The sequence below is a fragment of the Streptomyces sp. UNOC14_S4 genome (assembly GCF_020740835.1).
GTDB lineage: Bacteria > Actinomycetota > Actinomycetes > Streptomycetales > Streptomycetaceae > Streptomyces.
Window position 1 is genome coordinate 1 of the sequence record NZ_JAINFC010000133.1, and the last position, 16455, is coordinate 16455.

15 protein-coding genes are annotated in these 16455 nt (G+C 71.1%); 7 read left to right on the forward strand and 8 right to left on the reverse strand.

Going from position 1 to position 16455, the window contains the following annotated elements; translation table 11 throughout:
• On the forward strand, window positions 1-494 hold a 494-nt coding region (locus tag K6I34_RS14615), incomplete at its 5' end, for a hypothetical protein (RefSeq protein ID WP_229326097.1).
• A 188-nt stretch (window positions 495-682) separates the two neighbouring features.
• Here K6I34_RS14615 and K6I34_RS14620 read toward each other — a convergent pair.
• The gene (locus K6I34_RS14620; RefSeq protein ID WP_308294009.1) at window positions 683-1237 is read right to left on the reverse strand and encodes an SMI1/KNR4 family protein; all 555 of its coding nucleotides are present in this window, start codon (window positions 1235-1237) and stop codon (window positions 683-685) included.
• 631 nt (window positions 1238-1868) lie between these two features.
• On the opposite strand from K6I34_RS14620, the gene K6I34_RS14625 reads away from it, so the two are divergent.
• The 4 genes from K6I34_RS14625 to K6I34_RS14645 all read left to right on the forward strand — a co-directional run bounded on the left by K6I34_RS14625 (window position 1869) and on the right by K6I34_RS14645 (window position 6312).
• On the forward strand, window positions 1869-2333 hold the full coding sequence (locus tag K6I34_RS14625; protein ID WP_229326099.1) for an NUDIX domain-containing protein: 465 nt from the start codon (window positions 1869-1871) through the stop codon (window positions 2331-2333).
• Window positions 2330-4378 carry an ABC transporter ATP-binding protein gene (locus K6I34_RS14630; RefSeq protein WP_229326101.1) on the forward strand — a complete coding sequence of 683 codons (2049 nt, stop codon included), beginning with the start codon at window positions 2330-2332 and terminating at the stop codon, window positions 4376-4378. The genes K6I34_RS14625 and K6I34_RS14630 overlap by 4 nt, the downstream gene beginning before the upstream one ends.
• Window positions 4379-4442: 64 nt before the next feature.
• The gene (locus tag K6I34_RS38285) at window positions 4443-5621 is read left to right on the forward strand and encodes an NUDIX domain-containing protein (RefSeq protein ID WP_275127065.1); all 1179 of its coding nucleotides are present in this window, start codon (window positions 4443-4445) and stop codon (window positions 5619-5621) included.
• A 139-nt stretch (window positions 5622-5760) separates the two neighbouring features.
• Entirely contained in the window at window positions 5761-6312 is a 552-nt protein-coding gene (locus tag K6I34_RS14645; protein ID WP_229326103.1) for a hypothetical protein, read from the forward strand.
• A gap of 87 nt (window positions 6313-6399) precedes the next feature.
• Here the strand turns inward: K6I34_RS14645 and K6I34_RS38290 are convergent, their stop codons facing one another.
• The 6 genes from K6I34_RS38290 to K6I34_RS14675 form a co-directional block, all read right to left on the reverse strand.
• A complete protein-coding gene (locus K6I34_RS38290) occupies window positions 6400-6933 on the reverse strand; it encodes a LysM peptidoglycan-binding domain-containing protein (RefSeq protein WP_275127066.1) in 534 nt (177 codons plus the stop codon).
• Between the two features lie 231 nt (window positions 6934-7164).
• Window positions 7165-8349, reverse strand: coding sequence for an acyl-CoA dehydrogenase family protein (locus K6I34_RS14655; protein ID WP_229326105.1), 1185 nt, complete (start codon window positions 8347-8349; stop codon window positions 7165-7167).
• A gap of 26 nt (window positions 8350-8375) precedes the next feature.
• The gene (locus K6I34_RS14660) at window positions 8376-9323 is read right to left on the reverse strand and encodes a 3-hydroxyacyl-CoA dehydrogenase NAD-binding domain-containing protein (protein WP_229326107.1); all 948 of its coding nucleotides are present in this window, start codon (window positions 9321-9323) and stop codon (window positions 8376-8378) included.
• Window positions 9320-10144 (reverse strand): crotonase/enoyl-CoA hydratase family protein, encoded by an 825-nt coding sequence (locus K6I34_RS14665; protein WP_229326109.1) that lies wholly within the window; start codon window positions 10142-10144, stop codon window positions 9320-9322. The genes K6I34_RS14660 and K6I34_RS14665 overlap by 4 nt, the downstream gene beginning before the upstream one ends.
• Window positions 10141-11340 (reverse strand): CaiB/BaiF CoA-transferase family protein, encoded by a 1200-nt coding sequence (locus tag K6I34_RS14670; protein ID WP_229326111.1) that lies wholly within the window; start codon window positions 11338-11340, stop codon window positions 10141-10143. The genes K6I34_RS14665 and K6I34_RS14670 overlap by 4 nt, the downstream gene beginning before the upstream one ends.
• Before the next feature lie 225 nt (window positions 11341-11565).
• On the reverse strand, window positions 11566-12474 hold the full coding sequence (locus tag K6I34_RS14675) for a LysR family transcriptional regulator (RefSeq protein WP_229326113.1): 909 nt from the start codon (window positions 12472-12474) through the stop codon (window positions 11566-11568).
• A 177-nt stretch (window positions 12475-12651) separates the two neighbouring features.
• On the opposite strand from K6I34_RS14675, the gene K6I34_RS14680 reads away from it, so the two are divergent.
• Together K6I34_RS14680 and K6I34_RS14685 are read left to right on the forward strand one after the other, a co-directional pair.
• Window positions 12652-13059 carry a YciI family protein gene (locus K6I34_RS14680; RefSeq protein ID WP_229326115.1) on the forward strand — a complete coding sequence of 136 codons (408 nt, stop codon included), beginning with the start codon at window positions 12652-12654 and terminating at the stop codon, window positions 13057-13059.
• A gap of 19 nt (window positions 13060-13078) precedes the next feature.
• Complete coding sequence (locus K6I34_RS14685) at window positions 13079-14284, forward strand: RNA polymerase sigma factor (RefSeq protein ID WP_229326121.1); 1206 nt, start codon at window positions 13079-13081, stop codon at window positions 14282-14284.
• Between the two features lie 659 nt (window positions 14285-14943).
• On the opposite strand, the gene K6I34_RS14690 is transcribed toward K6I34_RS14685, so the two are convergent.
• The gene (locus tag K6I34_RS14690; protein WP_229326117.1) at window positions 14944-16173 is read right to left on the reverse strand and encodes a hypothetical protein; all 1230 of its coding nucleotides are present in this window, start codon (window positions 16171-16173) and stop codon (window positions 14944-14946) included.
• Window positions 16174-16455: the final 282 nt, after the last annotated feature.

The following is a 16455-nucleotide window of genomic DNA, read 5'->3' on the forward strand; positions in this document are numbered from 1 at the left end:
CCCACACCCCGCCGCCCGGGCCCGGCGCTTCCTCCCCGGCGCCTCACCAGCTCACCGCGAGCCGCCCACTGGCGCCGATGAATGTCGGCCTCCAGCTCGCCGCAGCCACGGCCCTGCTGGCCGCGTTCGCGTCCTACCCGGCGACGGCGGCCGTCCGTCGTCTCAGGGGCCGCCGCACCGCACCCGCCGCGAGGGTCCAGGCCCGGCTGCTCGCCACCGCCGGTCTGGCCAGCACCGGCCTCAGCCTCCTCTACCTGCTGTTTCTGGTGGCCGAAACCGGCGGGAACGTGCTCGGCCCGCTGCTCGGCGGCCGTACCCTGCCCTGGCTGGGTCTGCAAGCCCTCGCCGCGACCACGGTGGCCGCCACGGTGGCGACCGCCGTCGTCTGGTGGCGAAGCCGGGACGGCGGCGGCACCGTCCGGCTCGCGACGCTCGTCGGCGGCGGGCTGCTCTTCATCCCCTGGGCGCTCTCCTGGGGGCTGCTGCTCCCCTGACGAGACGTCGGCCGCGAGCCGAGTCGGCCGACGAGCACGCGCGATCGCCGGCCGACGCTGCTGGGCAACCCCGCCTTCGCCGAAGTCGCGGCCAACTGGGGAGGTGAGCGAGCCCGGGGGTTTCAGAGTTCCTCATCGCTGCCGCCCACAGCCTCGTCAGCGACAGTCGGCGAACCAGTCGCCCGGGATCAGATCACGAACGCGGTCAAGGTCTTCTGCCGTCCGGCCAGGGGCCAGAACGGCCATACCGTCGTCGTCACGCAGAAGGACGTCCTGACCCAGGAACCACCGGACCCCGCCCTCCTCTTCACCGATGGGATACGCCGGGAACGGCAGCCGGTGCTCTTGTCAGCAAGGTCAGGCCGGATGAACACCGCAGGATCATCGTCCTGAAGGCTGTCGAGGAGGATGCCCCAGGATGCGGCTCCCTGGTTCTCGTGGCGGAAGACCAGGGCCTCCTTGACGTCGTCCACATACAGCTCGGCCGGGCCGAGCAGCACATCGTGGTTGCTGGTGAGATCCTGTCGGCGCCCGAACAGCAGATACGCCTCGCGCAACGCCGCCGGAAGCCGGACGCCCAGCCTTTTCTCAGCGGCGGCCAGCTCGGCTTCCGTCCATCCGTCGTCGCTTCCCAGGTCGGCGCCGGTCCAGTGGGCGGCGAAGCCCTGGATGAAGGCCCATGCGCCACTACGGTCTTCGACGCCTCTGGCGAGCGATGCGGCAAGATCGAACCCTTGTGTCATGTCAGGACGATATCCGTCCGGGACTCCGGCGAGTACGCGCGTCCGGTCGGTCACACCGAGCTGACACGCGCGGCGGTCGACGTGCACACGTGCCGCGCCGACCTCGCCCTCCCACCCCGGCTGGGGCTCATGGTCTGCGTCCACCCGGGGGGGGTTGGCGCGCTGGAGCGCGGCTGCTCAGCCGTCCCTGGCGGAAGTCGGCCAGCAGTCCCCGGACGCCGGGGGTCGGCCCGCGCTCCGCTGCTCCGTCTGCAAATCCGGATGACGGCCAGGGCCGAAGCAGCGGACGGCAGGCCGCCAGGTGATCGTTCCCGGGCGCAACGCAAGTCCCCTGCCGAGTGACCGGCCACGGCGGAGTGAATCGCACAACCGCCCGCGAGCGCCCTGCCCAGCAACGGCAGGCCCGTTGACAGCATTTCGAATTCCTGCGCGACGAAACGCCCTCGGAGGGCCGTGACCTTAGCCCGTCCGAGGCCGTTTTCCGATCACTCGTCCGATCGGCTCGTCAATGAGGAGGCGTAGTGCGTCACCACCAGGATCGGTTCACCACTGCCACGGGGGTGTGGTTGCGATTCGAACAGAGTCAGGCGGGGTCCGGCTGCCGCGCCGGTACGGCCATGGGGAGGCGGGCGTGACGCAGCCGCCGCGCCACCGGCTCGTGGTCGATGTGATGGTGCTGATGGTCCGCGACGACGGGCGGGTGCTGCTGCTCCGCCGGGCGGGCTCGGTGTACGCCTCCGGGCTGCTGTGCCCGCCCGGCGGACACCTGGAGAAAGGCGAGCCCGTCACCGCGGGCGCCCTGCGCGAGGTCGCCGAGGAGGTCGGGGTCACGATTGCACCCTCGGACCTGGAGTTCTGCCATGTCATCCACCACCGCAGCCCCGAAGGCGAGGGCCGCATGGGGATCGTGTTCACCACGCAGCGGTGGACGGGCCAGCCGTCGGTCCGCGAGCCGGAGAAGTGCTCGCAGTTGGTGTGGGCCGATCCCGCGCGGCCGCCGTCGGACTGCGTGCCGTACACCGCCGCCGTCCTGCGCCGGTTCTGCACCGGTGCCCTGTTGTCCGAGCACGGCTGGCCGACGGGAGGGGCAGCGTGAAGACGGCGAAACGGCAGCGGGTCACCACCGCGCCGGGCGAGGAAGCCGAAGGATCGCCGTCGGAGCAACTGCTGTTCGGCGGGCCGCTGGTCTACGCGGCGAAGTGGGCCGACTACCGCTTCGCGTACTTCGAGATGTCGCTGTGGGCGATGGCCCTGAGCCTCCCGCGTCTCGTCGGGTTCACCGCGAAACTGGCGCGGCGCGCCGACCGCCGCGCCTTGTGGACGGTGGGCCTCGGGACGCTTGCCCGCGGACTCAGCCAGGCCGTCGGCCTGATCGCGGTCAACGCGATCCTGGCCGCCGTCCTCGTGAACGGCGAGATCGGGCACCGGGTGCAGTCCGCGGTCCCCGCGATGATCGGCGCGGCCGCCACCGGCATCCTCGGCGCCCTGGCCAACGCGGCGGCCACCTCGGGGGCGGGGCGCCTGGAGCCGAAGGTCGAGCGGGTCGCCACCGAGATGTACCTGGCGCACGTGATCAAGGTGGAGCTGGCCGCGGTCGAGGACGCCTCCTTCCAGCGGCTGATGGACTCGGCGCAGTACGGCGCCCAGGCGTCCCGGCGCATGGTCAACGCCTGCACCGGGGTCGTCGGCTCCCTGATCTCCTTCGTCTCCGCCGCCGGGGTCCTCGCCGTCCTGCACCCCGCCCTGCTGCCCCTGTTGCTGCTCATGACCGTGCCCCGTTCGTGGGCCTCGTTGCAGAACTCCCGTGCGAAGTACGGCTCCTACCTGCGGTGGATGGAGCACTCGCGGGCCGGGCGGCTGCTGAGCCAGACCCTGGTGCGCACCGGCCCGGCGCCGGAGATCCGCGTGCACGGCGTCGGTCCGTTCCTCCTGGAGCACTTCCGGCGGATGTCGCAGGCCTCCGAGTCCGAGCAGGCCCGCCTCGCGGCCGACGCCGCGCGGGTCCGGCTGATCGCCTCCGCCCTCACCGGCCTCGCCGCGCTCCTGACCTACGCGGCGCTGGCCGGGCTGCTCGTCACCGGGGTGATGGCCCTGTCGGTGGCGGGCACCGCCGTCCTGGCCGTACGCACCGGCGGGCAGAGCCTGTCCACCCTCGTCCTCCAGGTCAACAACCTCTACGAGGAAGCCTGCTACGTCCAGGACCTGGAGCGGCTGTTCGTCGACGCGGAGAAGTGGGCGATCCCCGAGGGCGGCCGGCCGGTCCCCCACGGGCTGTCGCTGATCCGCTTCGACAACGTCACTTTCACCTATCCGACCGACAAGGACGACGATCCGGAGCCGGAGGGGAGAGAGACCGCAGAGGTGGAGCGGCCCGCGCTGAAGGGGGTGAGCCTGGACATCCCGGCCGGGAAAATCATCGCGCTCGTCGGGGAGAACGGCTCGGGCAAGACCACCGTCTCCAAGCTGCTGGCCGGGCTCTACCAGCCGGACAGCGGGCGCATCCTGTGGGACGGCATCGCGGCCGGCGAACTCGACCGGGCGCAGCTCTTCGCCCGGTTCGCCGTGGTCGGCCAGGATTTCCACCGGTGGCCGTTCACGTGCCGGATGAATGTCGCGATCGGCCGGCCCGACCGCCCGGCGGATCAGCCGGCGCTGGAGCGTGCGGCCGCCTGCGCGGGGGCGGACTCGGTGGTGGAAGAGCTGCCCCGCGGCTGGGACACGCTGCTGTCCAAGGGCTACCGGGGCGGTCACCAGATCTCCGGCGGCCAGTGGCAGAAGCTGGGCATCGCCCGGGCCCGCTATCGCGACGCCGAGATCCTCATCGTCGACGAACCCACCTCCGCTCTCGACGCGAAGGCGGAGCTGGAAGTCTTCGAGCAGATCCGCAAGCTCGCCGACGGCGGGCAGACCGTCGTCCTGATCACCCACCGCCTCGCCTCCGTGAAGTACGCGGACCTCATCCACGTCCTCGAAGGCGGCCGGCTCCGCGAATCCGGGACGTTCGAGGAACTGCTGGCCCCGTCATCGGCGGGGGTGTTCCGCGAGTTGTACGAGATGCAGGCCCGCCAGTACCAGGACGCCCCCGTGCCGACGCCGCGCCGTCCGGCCGACGCCGCGGCGAAGAACGGCGGCGAGCGGTGAGCGGCACCCCGGCGGCGTCTTCCGGGTGGTCACGCCCATGGCCGAGTATCGAGAGAGGATGTTGATGGACAGCACGACCACCGACGTGTGGGATGAATTCGGGCGTTTTCACCTCGACCGCGGGAGTAACCTGCCCGAGCCCGAGCGGATCGTCTGGGGGTTCTGGGACGGGGGCCCCGGCGACGAGGTGCTCGGGGACCTGGCCGGCTGCCGGGTGCTCGACATCGGCAGCGGCACCGGCCGCTACGCCGTGCATCTGGCCCGCGCGCACGGTGCGGTCGTCGACGCGGTCGACGGCTCGCGCACCCAGTACCAGCGGGCGCTCGACCGCTACCGCGAGAGCGAGGCGGGTGTGCGCTTCGTCCTGGCCGACATCCTCGACCACCTCCGGTGGGGCGAGGAGCCGTACGACGTCGCGTACGCGACGCACGCCGTCGGCTTCGTCGACCCGCACCGGCTCCTCCCGGCCCTCGCCACTCGTGTCCGCCCCGGCGGACGGCTGGTCTTCTCCGTGCTGCACACGAACAGGCACGGCCTCGGCCCGTCCACGACGGTCAGGCCGCGCCCCGAGGGCGTGCGCCTGGGCAGCGAGGGGATGCTGACCACCCCGATGTGGGTCCTCACCCCCGCCTTGTGGGAGGACCTGCTCGTCGAGGCCGGGTTCCTCGTCGAGGACGTCACCCTCCTGCCGTCGCCCGTGGAGGGTGACCCGGTGGTCTGTCAGCTAATCACCGCGCGTCGGCAGCAGGCTGTTCCCCGGGCCCGAGTGGCGAGCCGGCCGCGTAGTGCGAAGCCGCCCATCGCCCGGGCCGCGCTGGGGGTGTGCGTGATCGTCACCGACACCGAGGGGCGGGTCCTGCTGGGCCTGCACCGGTCCGGGGTCTGGGAGTGCCCGGGCGGGAAGGCCGGCCCCGGGGAGTCCATCGAGGAGACCGCGGTCCGCGAGCTGCGCGAAGAGACGTCGCTCTCCGCGCGCACGGAGGACGTGGAGGTCATCGCGTTGCTGCTGGACGAGGCCGGGGGCATGAACCGGGTGACCGCCGTCGCCGTAGTCGCCGTGCACACGGGCACCCCGGCGGCGGTGGAGCCGGATTTGGTGAGCCGGTGGGAGTGGGCAAAGGCGGACGAGCTGCCGGGGCCGCTCCTCGTCCCGTCCGCTCAGGCCCTGCGCGCGTGGCGGCCGGAGCTGCCTGTCGACCATCCCCCCGTGCACAGGTACCGCATGACGCGGCAGGGGGACTGACAGCAGAGGGGCAGGTCTCGCCTGCCCCTCCCTTGTCAGGCCCGGACGGACCGGGGGCGGCACGGTTAGGATGCGCCAGAACGTCAGCCATTTCGAACGCTCTGGTCACACACGGGGGACGACCGCGATGAATCACCGCATGATCCGTCTTGTCACCGCAGGTCTCGGCACCGGCGCCGCCCTGCTCGCCGTCACCGGCTGCTCCCACGACTCCGGCCCCACCACCGAGACGCTCCGCATCGGCGACACGGCCACCATCGACGACAACGAGCAGCTGAAGATCCAAGCCGCGGTGACCACCATCGACACGGGCAGCAGCGCCGACCTCAACGAACTGCAGAACCCCTCGAAATACGCGGGGAAGACGCCCTACTACGTCCGCTACCGGCTCACCACGACGGCCTCCTCCGCCACCGCCCCCTCCGAGAGCTTCGTCGCCTTCGCGGGTTCCAAGCAGCTCACCCACCTGAGCGTGATACCGAGCCTCGACGTCACCAACGACCCCGAACACCCCTTGAGTTCGCACAGCTTCGACAAGTGCAAGTCCGCGGCCACCGACAAACTCAAGAACGCCCCCGCAGGCCAGAGCGTCGACGGCTGCATCATCTTCCTGTCCGACAACGGCGACGGCGCCCCGACCAAGGTCCAATGGGGACTGAAGAAGACTCCGGCCGCCGTCTGGAAGCCCTGACGAACCACACGACAGCGCAGCCCGGCCTCGGCTGAAGCCCCCGTGTGAACGGGGTCAGCCGAGGCCGGGCCGGCCGACAGGCCGGGATCAGGGAATCGTCAGCACTTGGCCGACGTCCACCACGTCCGGGTCGTCGATACCGCTCGCGGCGGCGATGTCGCGGTAGCGGTTGCCGTCACCGTAGAAGCGTTCGGCGACGTCCCACAGGGTGTCGCCGGGTTCGACGGTGTAGGTGCGCGCTTCGGGGACGGGCGGGGCGGCCGCCGCCGGTTCCTCGACGGTGATGGGGTCGTCGGTGTTGGTGTCCGACGCCCACAGCGGGCTGTCGTCCTTGGCGTACAGCACCACGTTGCGGTCGGCCTGCACGACCAGTCGGTCGGCGTCCTCGCCGTTGGTGTCGGTGGCCCACACCGGGCCGTCGTCGGTGTAGAGCACGAAGTTGCCGTCCTCCTGGAGCACGGCCCGCTGGACCCCCTTCTCGTGGGTGTTGGTCGCCCACACGACGCCACCCGGCTCGGAGAGCACCAGGTTGCCGTCGTCCTGCAGTGTCAGGGTGTAGGCACCGCCCTGCAGGGATTGACCGAGACCGAGTTCATCGCCCACGTGCAGCGTGTCACCCATGAACGCTCCTTCCGGGAAAGGGGATTCGCTTCGCCATACGCCTTCGCTTCGCGCATCGACAGCGGGAACGTCGCTCGCCATCGCCCGCGAACGCTACCGCTCGCTCCGAGGCGGTCCGCGGGCATTCCGCGTCGGTTCACTGATTCGTGGTCCGAAGTTCGGATCGGGAGGCGAGCCGAGGGCGCGGCCGTCTTCCCGAAGGCCCCGCAACGGGCCTTCGGGGAGCGCTTGTCACGCGAAGGCGCTGTGCCCCGTGATGGACTTCCCCACGATGAGCGTGTTCATCTCGCGCGTGCCCTCGAACGAGTAGACGGCCTCCGCGTCGGCGAAGAACTTGGCGATCTCGTAGTCGAGGACGATGCCGTTGCCGCCGAAGATCTCGCGGGCCCAGGCGACGCACTCGCGCATGCGGGCGGTGGTGAACGCCTTCGCGAGAGCGGCCTGTTCGGCGCTGTCACGGCCGGCGGCGGCGAGCCGGCTGAGGCGGACGACCATGCCGAACATGGCGGTGACATTGCCGAGTATCTTCACCAGCAGGTCCTGGACCAGCTGGAAGGCGCCGATGGGCCTGCCGAACTGCACGCGGGTGACGGCGTACTCGCGGGCGAGTTCGTAGGCGCGTACCGCGACCGCCAGCGCCTGCCAGGCCACCCCGCCGCGCGTACGGGCGAGGACGGCGGCGGTGTCACGGAAGCTGCCGACGCGCTGCAGGCGATCGGTCTCGGGGACCCGCACCTCCTCAAGGGTGATGTCGGCGTTCTGCACGGTCCGCAGCGCGATCTTGCCCTCGATCCTGGTGGCGGTGAAACCGGGGGTACCCTTCTCCACCACGAAGCCCTTGACCTGGTCATCGGCCGTGTCGCGGGCCCAGACCACCACGAGATCGGCGAAGGTGCCGTTGCCGATCCACCGCTTGGCACCGTCGAGGACCCACATGTCGCCCTCACGCCGGGCGGTGGTGCGCATGCCGCCCGCGACGTCGGAGCCGCCTTCGGGTTCGGTGAGGGCGAAGGCTCCGATCTTCTTCATCGCGGCCATGTCCGGCAGCCAGCGGTCGCGCTGTTCCTGGCTTCCGCCGCCGTGGATGCTGCCCATCGCCAGTCCGGTGTGGACTCCCGAGAACACGGCGAACGACGGGTCGACACGGTTGAGCTCCAGGGTGAGGAAGCCGGAGAACAGTTCGCTGCGACGGCGGCCGTCGCCGTATTCGGGGTAGCTGTATCCCGCCAGTTGCAGCTTCGCCATCTTCTCGATCACCTCGAAGGGGAACTCCGCTCGCTCCCATGCGGCGTTGGCCAGTGGCTTGATCTCGCTTTCCAGGTAGTCGCGGATGGTGGCCAGTTCGGCACGTTCGGCGTCGCTGAGCAGGTCGGCGTAGCCGAAGAAATCGGGGGTGGGGTTGGCGGGCTTGGGCATGGGGTGACTCCTTTGCTGCGTGAGGTTCAGTCGCGTTCGGCCCGGCGCAATGCCGCGTCCAGCGCGAGCTGCTTGCGGTCGCGGAGCGCGGCGCGGCGCCGGTATGCCTCGGGTCCGCTCCCGTAGACGGCCTCCGTCTGGCCGACGAGCGTGGCGACGGCGGCGGCGTCCAGCTCCGGGCGGCCGAGGCGCTGCCAGCCCTCGGCGAGGCCGGGGCCCAGGTGCCGCATCATGTGCCGGATGCCGCCGGGGCCGCCGCCGAGGTGGAAGCTCTCGAAGGGGCCGACGGCGGCGTAGCGGCCGCCCAACGACGACAGCACCAGCGTGTCGAGTTCCCCGGCGTCGACCACGCCGCTGAGGACGAGGTGGATCGCCTCCTGGAGCACCGCGCCCTGCAGCCGGTTGGCCGCGAAACCCGGGAGCTCCTTGTGCAGTCGTACCGGCGTCCTGCCCAGGGCGCGGTAGAAGGCGACGGCCGTCTCCACGGTCTCCTCCGTGGTGCGCTCGCCCGGCACGATCTCCACGAGCGGGACGATGTGCGGCGGGTTGAAGGGGTGCGCGACCAGCAGTCGCGCGGCGGTCCCGTCCGGCAGTGGCTCGGCGATCCGGGTGGCGACGATGCCGGAGCTGGAGGTGGCCAGCAGCGCGTCGGCCGGGGCGTGCCGGGCGATGTCGGCGAACAGCCGCTGTTTGAACTCCAGCCGCTCGGGGCCGTTTTCCTGTACGAGGCCCGCTCCGGCCACGGCCTCTGCCAGGTCGCGGGTGGTGCGGATGCGGCCGCGCAGGTCCGCCGCGTCGTGGCCGGGCAGGCCCGCGGCGAGCATCGGCAGCGCCTCGTCCACGGCCTCGTCCAGGTCCTCGCGCGGGTCGGTGACGGTCACCTCGATGCCGTACGCGGCGAACAGCGCGGCCCATGCGAGGCCGATGGTGCCGGCGCCGACGACAGCGGCGGCCTCGGCGTACGCGCGGTTCATCGCCCGCTCCACCGCGGCGCGCGCTTCTCGGCGAAGGCACGGACCCCTTCGGCGAAGTCGGCCGACCGCAGCAGCGTGCCGGTCTCGGCGGTCTGCGCGGCGAACGCCTCCGGCTCCGGTGCGCCGTCCGCCAGGCGGACCGTCTTCTTGACCGCGGCCAGGGCCAGGGGCGCGTTGGCCCCGATCTCCTCGGCGAGTTCCAGGGCTGCCGGGAGGGCCCGGCCGTCGGGGGTGAGGCGGTTCACGACGCCGAGTTCGCGGGCACGTTCGGCGGTGACCGTGCGGCCGGTCAGGAGGAGCTCCATCGCCAGGTGGTACGGGATGCGCCGGGGGAGGCGTACGACTCCCCCGCCGCCGGCGATCAGCCCGCGCTTGACCTCGGGGAGGGCGAAGCGGGCTCCCTCGGCGGCGACCACCAGGTCGCAGGCCAGGGCCAGTTCGAAGCCGCCGCCCAGGGCGTGGCCCTCGACGGCCACGATCAGCGGCTTGGCCGTACGCGCTTCGGTGAGCCCGGCGAAGCCCTTGCCGGGTACGGTCACCTGCTCGCCCCGGGCCGCGGCCTTGAGGTCCATGCCCGCGCAGAAGGTACCGTCCGCGCCGGTGAGGACGCCCACCCGCAGGCCGGGTTCGGCCTCCAGGCGGTCGACGGCGGCGGCGATGCCCCGGGCGACCTCGGCGTCGACCGCGTTACGGGCGCGCGGCCGGTCGATGGTGACGACGAGGGTGGTGCCGACGGTCTCCGTACGGACGGTGCCGTGGGTGACGTCGTGGGTGACGTCGTGAGTGGTGCCGTGAGTGGTGCCGTGGGTGGTGCCGTTCATCGCCGTACCTCACCGCGGGCGAGCTCGCCGAGGACTTCGTCGGTGTGCTGGCCGGGCAGCGGCGCGTGCCGGCGCACCGAGGCAGGCGTGGCGGAGAACGCCAGCGGTATGCCGATCACCCGGTACGCGCCCTCGCTGGGGTGCTCGGCGACGTCCAGCAGGTGGCCTCCCTGTACGTACGGGTCGTCGGCGGCCTCGTCGAGCCGTAGCACGGGGCCGAAGGGAATGCTGTGTTTGGTGCATACCTCCGCCCACTGCTCCGTGGTCAGCCGGGGCGTGACCGTCTCCAGCAGTTCGGCCAGGTCCTCGCCGTCGCGCGTGGAGTCGATGAACTCCCCGTTGACACGCGGGTCCTCGGCCAGGTCGGGGCGGCCCGCGGCGGCGAACAGATCGCGGAAGTTCTGCGGGCCGTATGGGATGATCATCGCCAGGCCGTCCTCGGTCGGGCGGGCCCGGTGCCCCTTGTTCATCGACAGCGGGAAGCCGGTCGGGCCCATCGGCGGTTCGAAGGTGCGGCCCTGCAGATGCTCGACCAGGTTGAACGCCAGCAGCGTGTCCGTCATGGGCACCTCGACGTGCTGCCCTCGACCGGTCGCGCGCTGGTGGACGAGGGCCGCCAGCGCCGCGTACACGATCGTCAGCGCGGCGACCTTGTCGGCGAAGATGCTCGGCAGCACGACGGGCGCCCCCACGTCGCCCGCGCGCTGCGCGAGGTCGAGGAGGCCGGAGGCGGCCTGCACCGTCTCGTCGTACGCGGCCAGCCGGGCCCGGTCGGAGTCCGGACGGAACCCTTGCGCGTGGGCGTAGACGAGGCGGGGGTTGGCCGTGGCGAGGCTGTCGTGGTCCATGCCCAGGCGGCGCAGGGCGTCGATGCGCATGTTGGTGATCAGGATGTCGGCGGTGCCGATCAGCTCCAGGGCCCTGGCGTGTCCGCCCTCGTCCTTGAGGTCGAGTGTCACGCTGCGCTTGTTGCGGTTGACGTTGAGGTTCAGGGGCGTCATGCCGGGCGTACGGTGCAGCTTGCCGATGCGTACGGTGTCGTTCGGCGACTCGATCTTGATGACGTCGGCGCCGAGATCGCCGAGGATCTGCGCGGCGTACGGGCCCATCACCACCGTGGCCATGTCGATGACGCGTACACCGGCCAGCGGGCCGGCGGGCGCGTCCTTTTCTGCTGCTTCTGCTGCGGATTCCATCACCACTCCAGTGCGGAAAACAGGAGGAGAAAGGGGCTGCGGCGCCCTTTTCGGGGAGGCTCCCCGGGATTCCCGGAGTTTCTCGGGGATTCCGGGGGCGCATGGAAAACGCTAGTCCGCTGGTGCGGGGGCACCCAAGTGATCAGTGACACCAATGCGCGAAAAACGGCGTGACCGCAGTGGTCACGCCGTTTTCCGAGGGGTGGCAGGGCCGGGGGTCGAAGCTCAGCGGGGATCGATGGGAGCGGAGAACACGGCCCCCGCCTCCCGTACCAGTCCGTGCAGGTCGCCGTCCGGCTCGGCCCGGTCCCTGCGCCAGACCAGCCCGGTCGCCAGGGCGGGCGAGAAGTCCCGGAACGGCAGGACGACGCTCCCGCCCTTTTCTTCCTCGCGATTCCCCGCGCTGAGCAGCGTGATGCCGAATACCGAGCCGTTCGCCACGATTTCGCGGACGCTCGCGTAATCCCCTATATTGAGGTTGACTTCCTTGTGGATTCCTGCGGCTTTCAGACGCACCTTGAGCTGGTCGAAATATGTGGGAAGCGTGCCGGGCGCGGATGTCACATACGTGTAGTCGGTGAGTTCGCTCAACGACACCGAGCTCCGTCCGGTGAACGCCTCGGCCGGCAGCAGCGCGCCCAGCGGCTCGTGGAGCAGCTCCAGAACCTCGATCCCCTCTGCGTGCACGGGCAGGTGCACCAGTGCCATGGCCAGGTCGCCGCGCTGTACGGCGTTCAGGAGATTCCCGCTGTTCCCGGGCCAGCGCTTGACGTCGAACTCCTCGGCGCAGCACGCTTCGAGCCGCCCGAGCCGTTCTCGCAGCCGCGGATGCAGCGCCGGCACCACGCCCACGTACGCCGCCCGCCGCTCGGGCCCGAGGGCCCGGCGCAGTTGCCAGGGAATGTCGTCGAACCGGCCGAGGACATCCTTCGCGACCGGCAGCAGCGCCGTGCCGGCACGGGTCAGCGCCACGTGATGCGAGTCCCGGTCGAAGAGCCGCTGGCCGAGTTCCCGCTCCAGGTCCCGTATCCGCTGGCTCAGCGGCGAGGTGGCCATGTGCAGTTGCCGCGCGGCCCGGGAGAAACTGAGATTCTCGGCGACCGCGACGAAATAGCGCAGGTGAAAGATCTCCACTGCCGAACCCTACCGAGGGCGGTCGGAAGGCACTCCGGCGGCTCGGGACGGCCCGCCCGGGCTCATCCACGAGAGCCCCCAAAAAAAATCGGACGGCGATGTCGAGAACCCGCGTCCGGCTCCGTCCCCGGGGTGAACGCGACCACAATGGGTCGCACCAGCACCGAGGAGAACACGATGGCCAAGTACTTGCTGCTCAAGCACTACCGCGGCGCTCCGGCGGCGGTCAACGACGTGCCGATGGACCAGTGGACGCCGGAGGAGATCTCGGCGCATGTGCAGTACATGAACGACTTCGCGGCCCGGCTGGAGAAGACAGGCGAGTTCGTCGACGGTCAGGCGCTCGCCCCCGAGGGGGCGTGGGTCCGCTACGACGGTGAGGGGCGCCCGCCGGTCACCGACGGACCGTTCGCGGAGACCAAGGACCTCATCGCCGGCTGGATGATCATCGACGTCGACCGCTACGAGCGCGCCGTCGAGCTGGCCGGGGAGCTGTCGGCCGCCCCCGGGGCGGGCGGCAGGCCGATCCACGAGTGGCTGGAGGTGCGTCCGTTCCTGGCTGCGCCGCCCACCATCACGGAGTGACCGCCCAGTGACGTCGCCGATGGACGAGGCCCTGCTCAGGAGCCTCACCCCGGGCGTGCTCGCCGTCCTCGTCCGCCGCGGAGCCGACTTCGCGGCGGCCGAGGACGCCGTGCAGGACGCGCTCGTCGAGGCGGTCCGCGTCTGGCCGGCCGACCCTCCGCGGGACGCGAAGGGCTGGCTGGTCACCGTGGCCTGGCGCAAGTTTCTCGACGCGACGCGCGCCGACGCCGCCCGCCGCCGGCGTGAGGACCGCGTCGAGGAGGAACCGGCGCCCGGGCCGGCGCCCTCGGTGGACGACACGCTCCAGCTCTATTTCCTGTGCGCCCACCCGTCGCTGACCCCGGCATCGGCGGTCGCGCTCACGCTGCGCGCCGTCGGCGGGCTGACCACCCGCCAGATCGCCGAGGCCTACCTGGTGCCCGAGGCGACCATGGCACAGCGGATCAGCCGGGCCAAGCGCACCGTCTCGGGAAATGGGGTCTCCCCTGCTCGAGCGCAGCCGAGAGCTCGGGGAAGCCTCGACCGGCCCGGCGACGTCGCCACCGTGCTGCGCGTCCTCTACCTCATCTTCAACGAGGGCTACTCCGGCGACGTCGACCTCGCCGCCGAGGCCATCCGGCTCACCCGGCAGCTCGCGGCCCGCATCGACCACCCCGAGGTGGCCGGGCTGCTCGCCCTCATGCTGCTCCACCACGCCCGGCGCGCGGCCCGGACCGCGTCCGACGGCAGCCTGGTGCCGCTCGCCGAGCAGGACCGCGCCCGGTGGGACACCGCGTTGATCGCCGAGGGCGTCGGGATCCTCCAGGCGGCCCTCGCCCGCGACCGGCTGGGCGAGTTCCAGGCCCAGGCCGCCATCGCGGCACTCCACGCCGACGCGCCCACCGCCGAGGAGACCGACTGGGTGCAGATCGTCGAGTGGTACGACGAGCTCGTGCGCCTGACCGACAGCCCGGTCGTCCGGCTCAACCGCGCGGTCGCCGTCGGGGAGGCCGACGGGCCGCGCGCCGGCCTGGCGGCGCTCGCGGCGCTGGACGCCTCTTCCCCGGGCGGGGGAGACACCGTCCCCCGCCGCGCCGCGGTGGCGGCGTACCTCCACGAGCGCGACGGCGACCTGGCGACGGCGGCACGGCTGTACGCCGAGGCGGCCCGCAAGGCATCCAACGTCGCCGAGCGCGACCACCTGACGCGCCAGGCCGCCCGGCTCAACGCCCGCCGATGCCGCTGACGGGGCGCGCTCGGAGCCTGCTCCGTACTGGGCCTCTGCCCGGCGGAGCCGGACCGCACCATGGCCGCCCTGGACGGCCTGTGGGGCCGGGATGTGTCATGGCTGCGGGAGCGACTGGACGCCGCCCCGTCGTGAGAGGACCGTTTCGCGCTGACGGACGCATTGCTCGCCCGTCGGTGCGGGACGGGCCCGCTGCCGTCGCGGAGCCTGGGCAGGTCGTCGTCCTGCGGTACGGGGCCTTTGAGGAACGGCGGGACGATCCCGCCGACGGTCTGGGCCATCGGCGGGCCGTATACGGCGGCGTGGCGGCAGGCATGCTCCCACCAGCCTCCGGCCAGGCACACCGCAAGGGCCCGCAGCCCGTCGTGTCCGTACTCGCGCGCGACTTCGTCCACCCAGTCGATCGCGAACTCGGCGATGTCGATGTCGATGTCCTCGCCCATGTCGTGGTCGACGGCCGGGTCACGGATCATCGGCCTCGTTCTGTGGTCGGGTTGAAGCGCGAACCGCACTGGAAGAGGTTCGCCGCATGCGACAGGGGACGTTCGGCCACGGGCACCGGGCCCCAAGGCTGGGCTCGGGGTAGAGACGCGGAAGGCCCGGCACGGAACCGGGAGGCCGGGGGTTCGCGTGCGGGGCCGCTCACGGGATGTGGGCCGTCAGACTCCGGTCAGGGTGTACGTACCCGTGCCGTCCTGCCTGCCGCTGGAGTACTGGCGGATGAGCTCCCCGTCGGCGTACCGGTCGTGGCCCATCATGGAGCCGGTGTACTTGTTCTGCAGACCGATCTTCGAGCTGCCGGGCACGTCGCGGTAGATGTAGAACCGCTGGAGGTCGTCCTCCCCGCAGCGGACCGTCGTCAGGTACGCCTGCTCCTGGTTGGCGATGCCCGCCGGGATGGTCGCGCACCCGCCGTTGCCCCAGTTCCACAGGGACGCCTCGATGATCCCGTTGTGCTCCGTCACGTTGCACAGCCGCCAGTTGTCCAGGTGGGCGCTGGTCCAGTTGGATTCGCGCAGGCGGATGCCGTCGTTGGCCAGGAGCGGCGCGCTCCAGTTCAAGGGCTTGCCGGGGACGTCGATCTTGTAGACGCCGGGTTGGCAGTCCAGGGCGGCCCGCGTGGCGGGGGCCGGGCTCCCGGTGGCCTTCACGCTCTTCTCAGCCTTGGCGGCCTCGGCCTTCGCCGAGGGGACCGGCCCGGCCGGGTGCTTCGCGGTGGCGGTGGCGGAGCCGCAGTCGAGGAGGTCCTGTGCCTTGCGCATGATGCTGTTGGCGGGGACCTTGTCCTCGCAGCGCACCGCGCCCTCTTCGAGGGTGGTGTATGTGGTGTAGGACCCGGTGTCGGGGCCCTCAACCCACTTCAGTCCGCCCGCGTCCGACCGGTTGCAGTTGAGGCTCCCGTACGTACCCGTGACCTTCTTCGTGCCCTCGTACAGGCCGTAGTAGCCGGGCTTGCGGAAGTCCCACGAGATCGACTTGTTCGTGGTCGAGGTGTGGGTGTAGCTGACCTGCACGTTCAGGCCGAGCATACCGCCGACCATGCCGAGGGCCTCGACCTGGAAGTTGCCCTGGATGTTGCCGTTGACGCCGACGGACACCGAGATGGTGTCCTGGACACTGGTGTCCACGCTCTGCGAACCGGTCGAGCCGTCGGTGACATACCAGCCCTTGAAGTGCGTGATGGTGGGGGCGACTTCGGTGCTCTTGATGATCGGGTGGCGGGTCCCGAGATCGGCTGCGGTACACGTCTGGCCGGGCTGGACCGTCTGCCCGGCGGCGGGCGCGGCCGGGGCGGCGGCGGCCGGGGTGGCGGCCAGGCCCACGGCCGCCGTCGCGGAGGCTATGAGTGCTCCGAGCCCTCTGCCCAGGCGGTTTCTTGTACGGCGCATCGTTGCTTCCCCCTGTGTGTGGTCTGTGAGGCGAGTGTGAGGGAAACTAGCGCCGCCGAGGGTGGCAGGTATATACCACAACTGGCCAAATGCGATCAAGAACTGTCGCATTCTCGGTTGGTATGAACGGGAGTTGCCAGGTTCCATACCTTCGGTGTGCCCGCCACGGGGCCACCGACGGAAGGGATCACCTTTTGAAACACGTCAGACGCTGCGTGGTGGCACTCGCCTCGCTCGCTCTCACCTTGACCACCCTCACCACAACGGCGCAGGCCGCCACAC

Bases quoted from the DNA above. Each gene is read 5' to 3' on its own strand.
- K6I34_RS14620 (WP_308294009.1), bottom strand. From the start codon at position 1,237: ATGACACAAGGGTTCGATCTTGCCGCATCGCTCGCCAGAGGCGTCGAA.
- K6I34_RS38285 (WP_275127065.1), top strand. From the start codon at position 4,443: ATGGACAGCACGACCACCGACGTGTGGGATGAATTCGGGCGTTTTCAC.
- K6I34_RS14645 (WP_229326103.1), top strand. From the start codon at position 5,761: ATGATCCGTCTTGTCACCGCAGGTCTCGGCACCGGCGCCGCCCTGCTC.
- K6I34_RS38290 (WP_275127066.1), bottom strand. From the start codon at position 6,933: ATGGGTGACACGCTGCACGTGGGCGATGAACTCGGTCTCGGTCAATCC.
- K6I34_RS14655 (WP_229326105.1), bottom strand. From the start codon at position 8,349: ATGCCCAAGCCCGCCAACCCCACCCCCGATTTCTTCGGCTACGCCGAC.
- K6I34_RS14660 (WP_229326107.1), bottom strand. From the start codon at position 9,323: ATGAACCGCGCGTACGCCGAGGCCGCCGCTGTCGTCGGCGCCGGCACC.
- K6I34_RS14665 (WP_229326109.1), bottom strand. From the start codon at position 10,144: ATGAACGGCACCACCCACGGCACCACTCACGGCACCACTCACGACGTC.
- K6I34_RS14670 (WP_229326111.1), bottom strand. From the start codon at position 11,340: ATGGAATCCGCAGCAGAAGCAGCAGAAAAGGACGCGCCCGCCGGCCCG.
- K6I34_RS14680 (WP_229326115.1), top strand. From the start codon at position 12,652: ATGGCCAAGTACTTGCTGCTCAAGCACTACCGCGGCGCTCCGGCGGCG.
- K6I34_RS14685 (WP_229326121.1), top strand. From the start codon at position 13,079: ATGGACGAGGCCCTGCTCAGGAGCCTCACCCCGGGCGTGCTCGCCGTC.
- K6I34_RS14690 (WP_229326117.1), bottom strand. From the start codon at position 16,173: ATGCGCCGTACAAGAAACCGCCTGGGCAGAGGGCTCGGAGCACTCATA.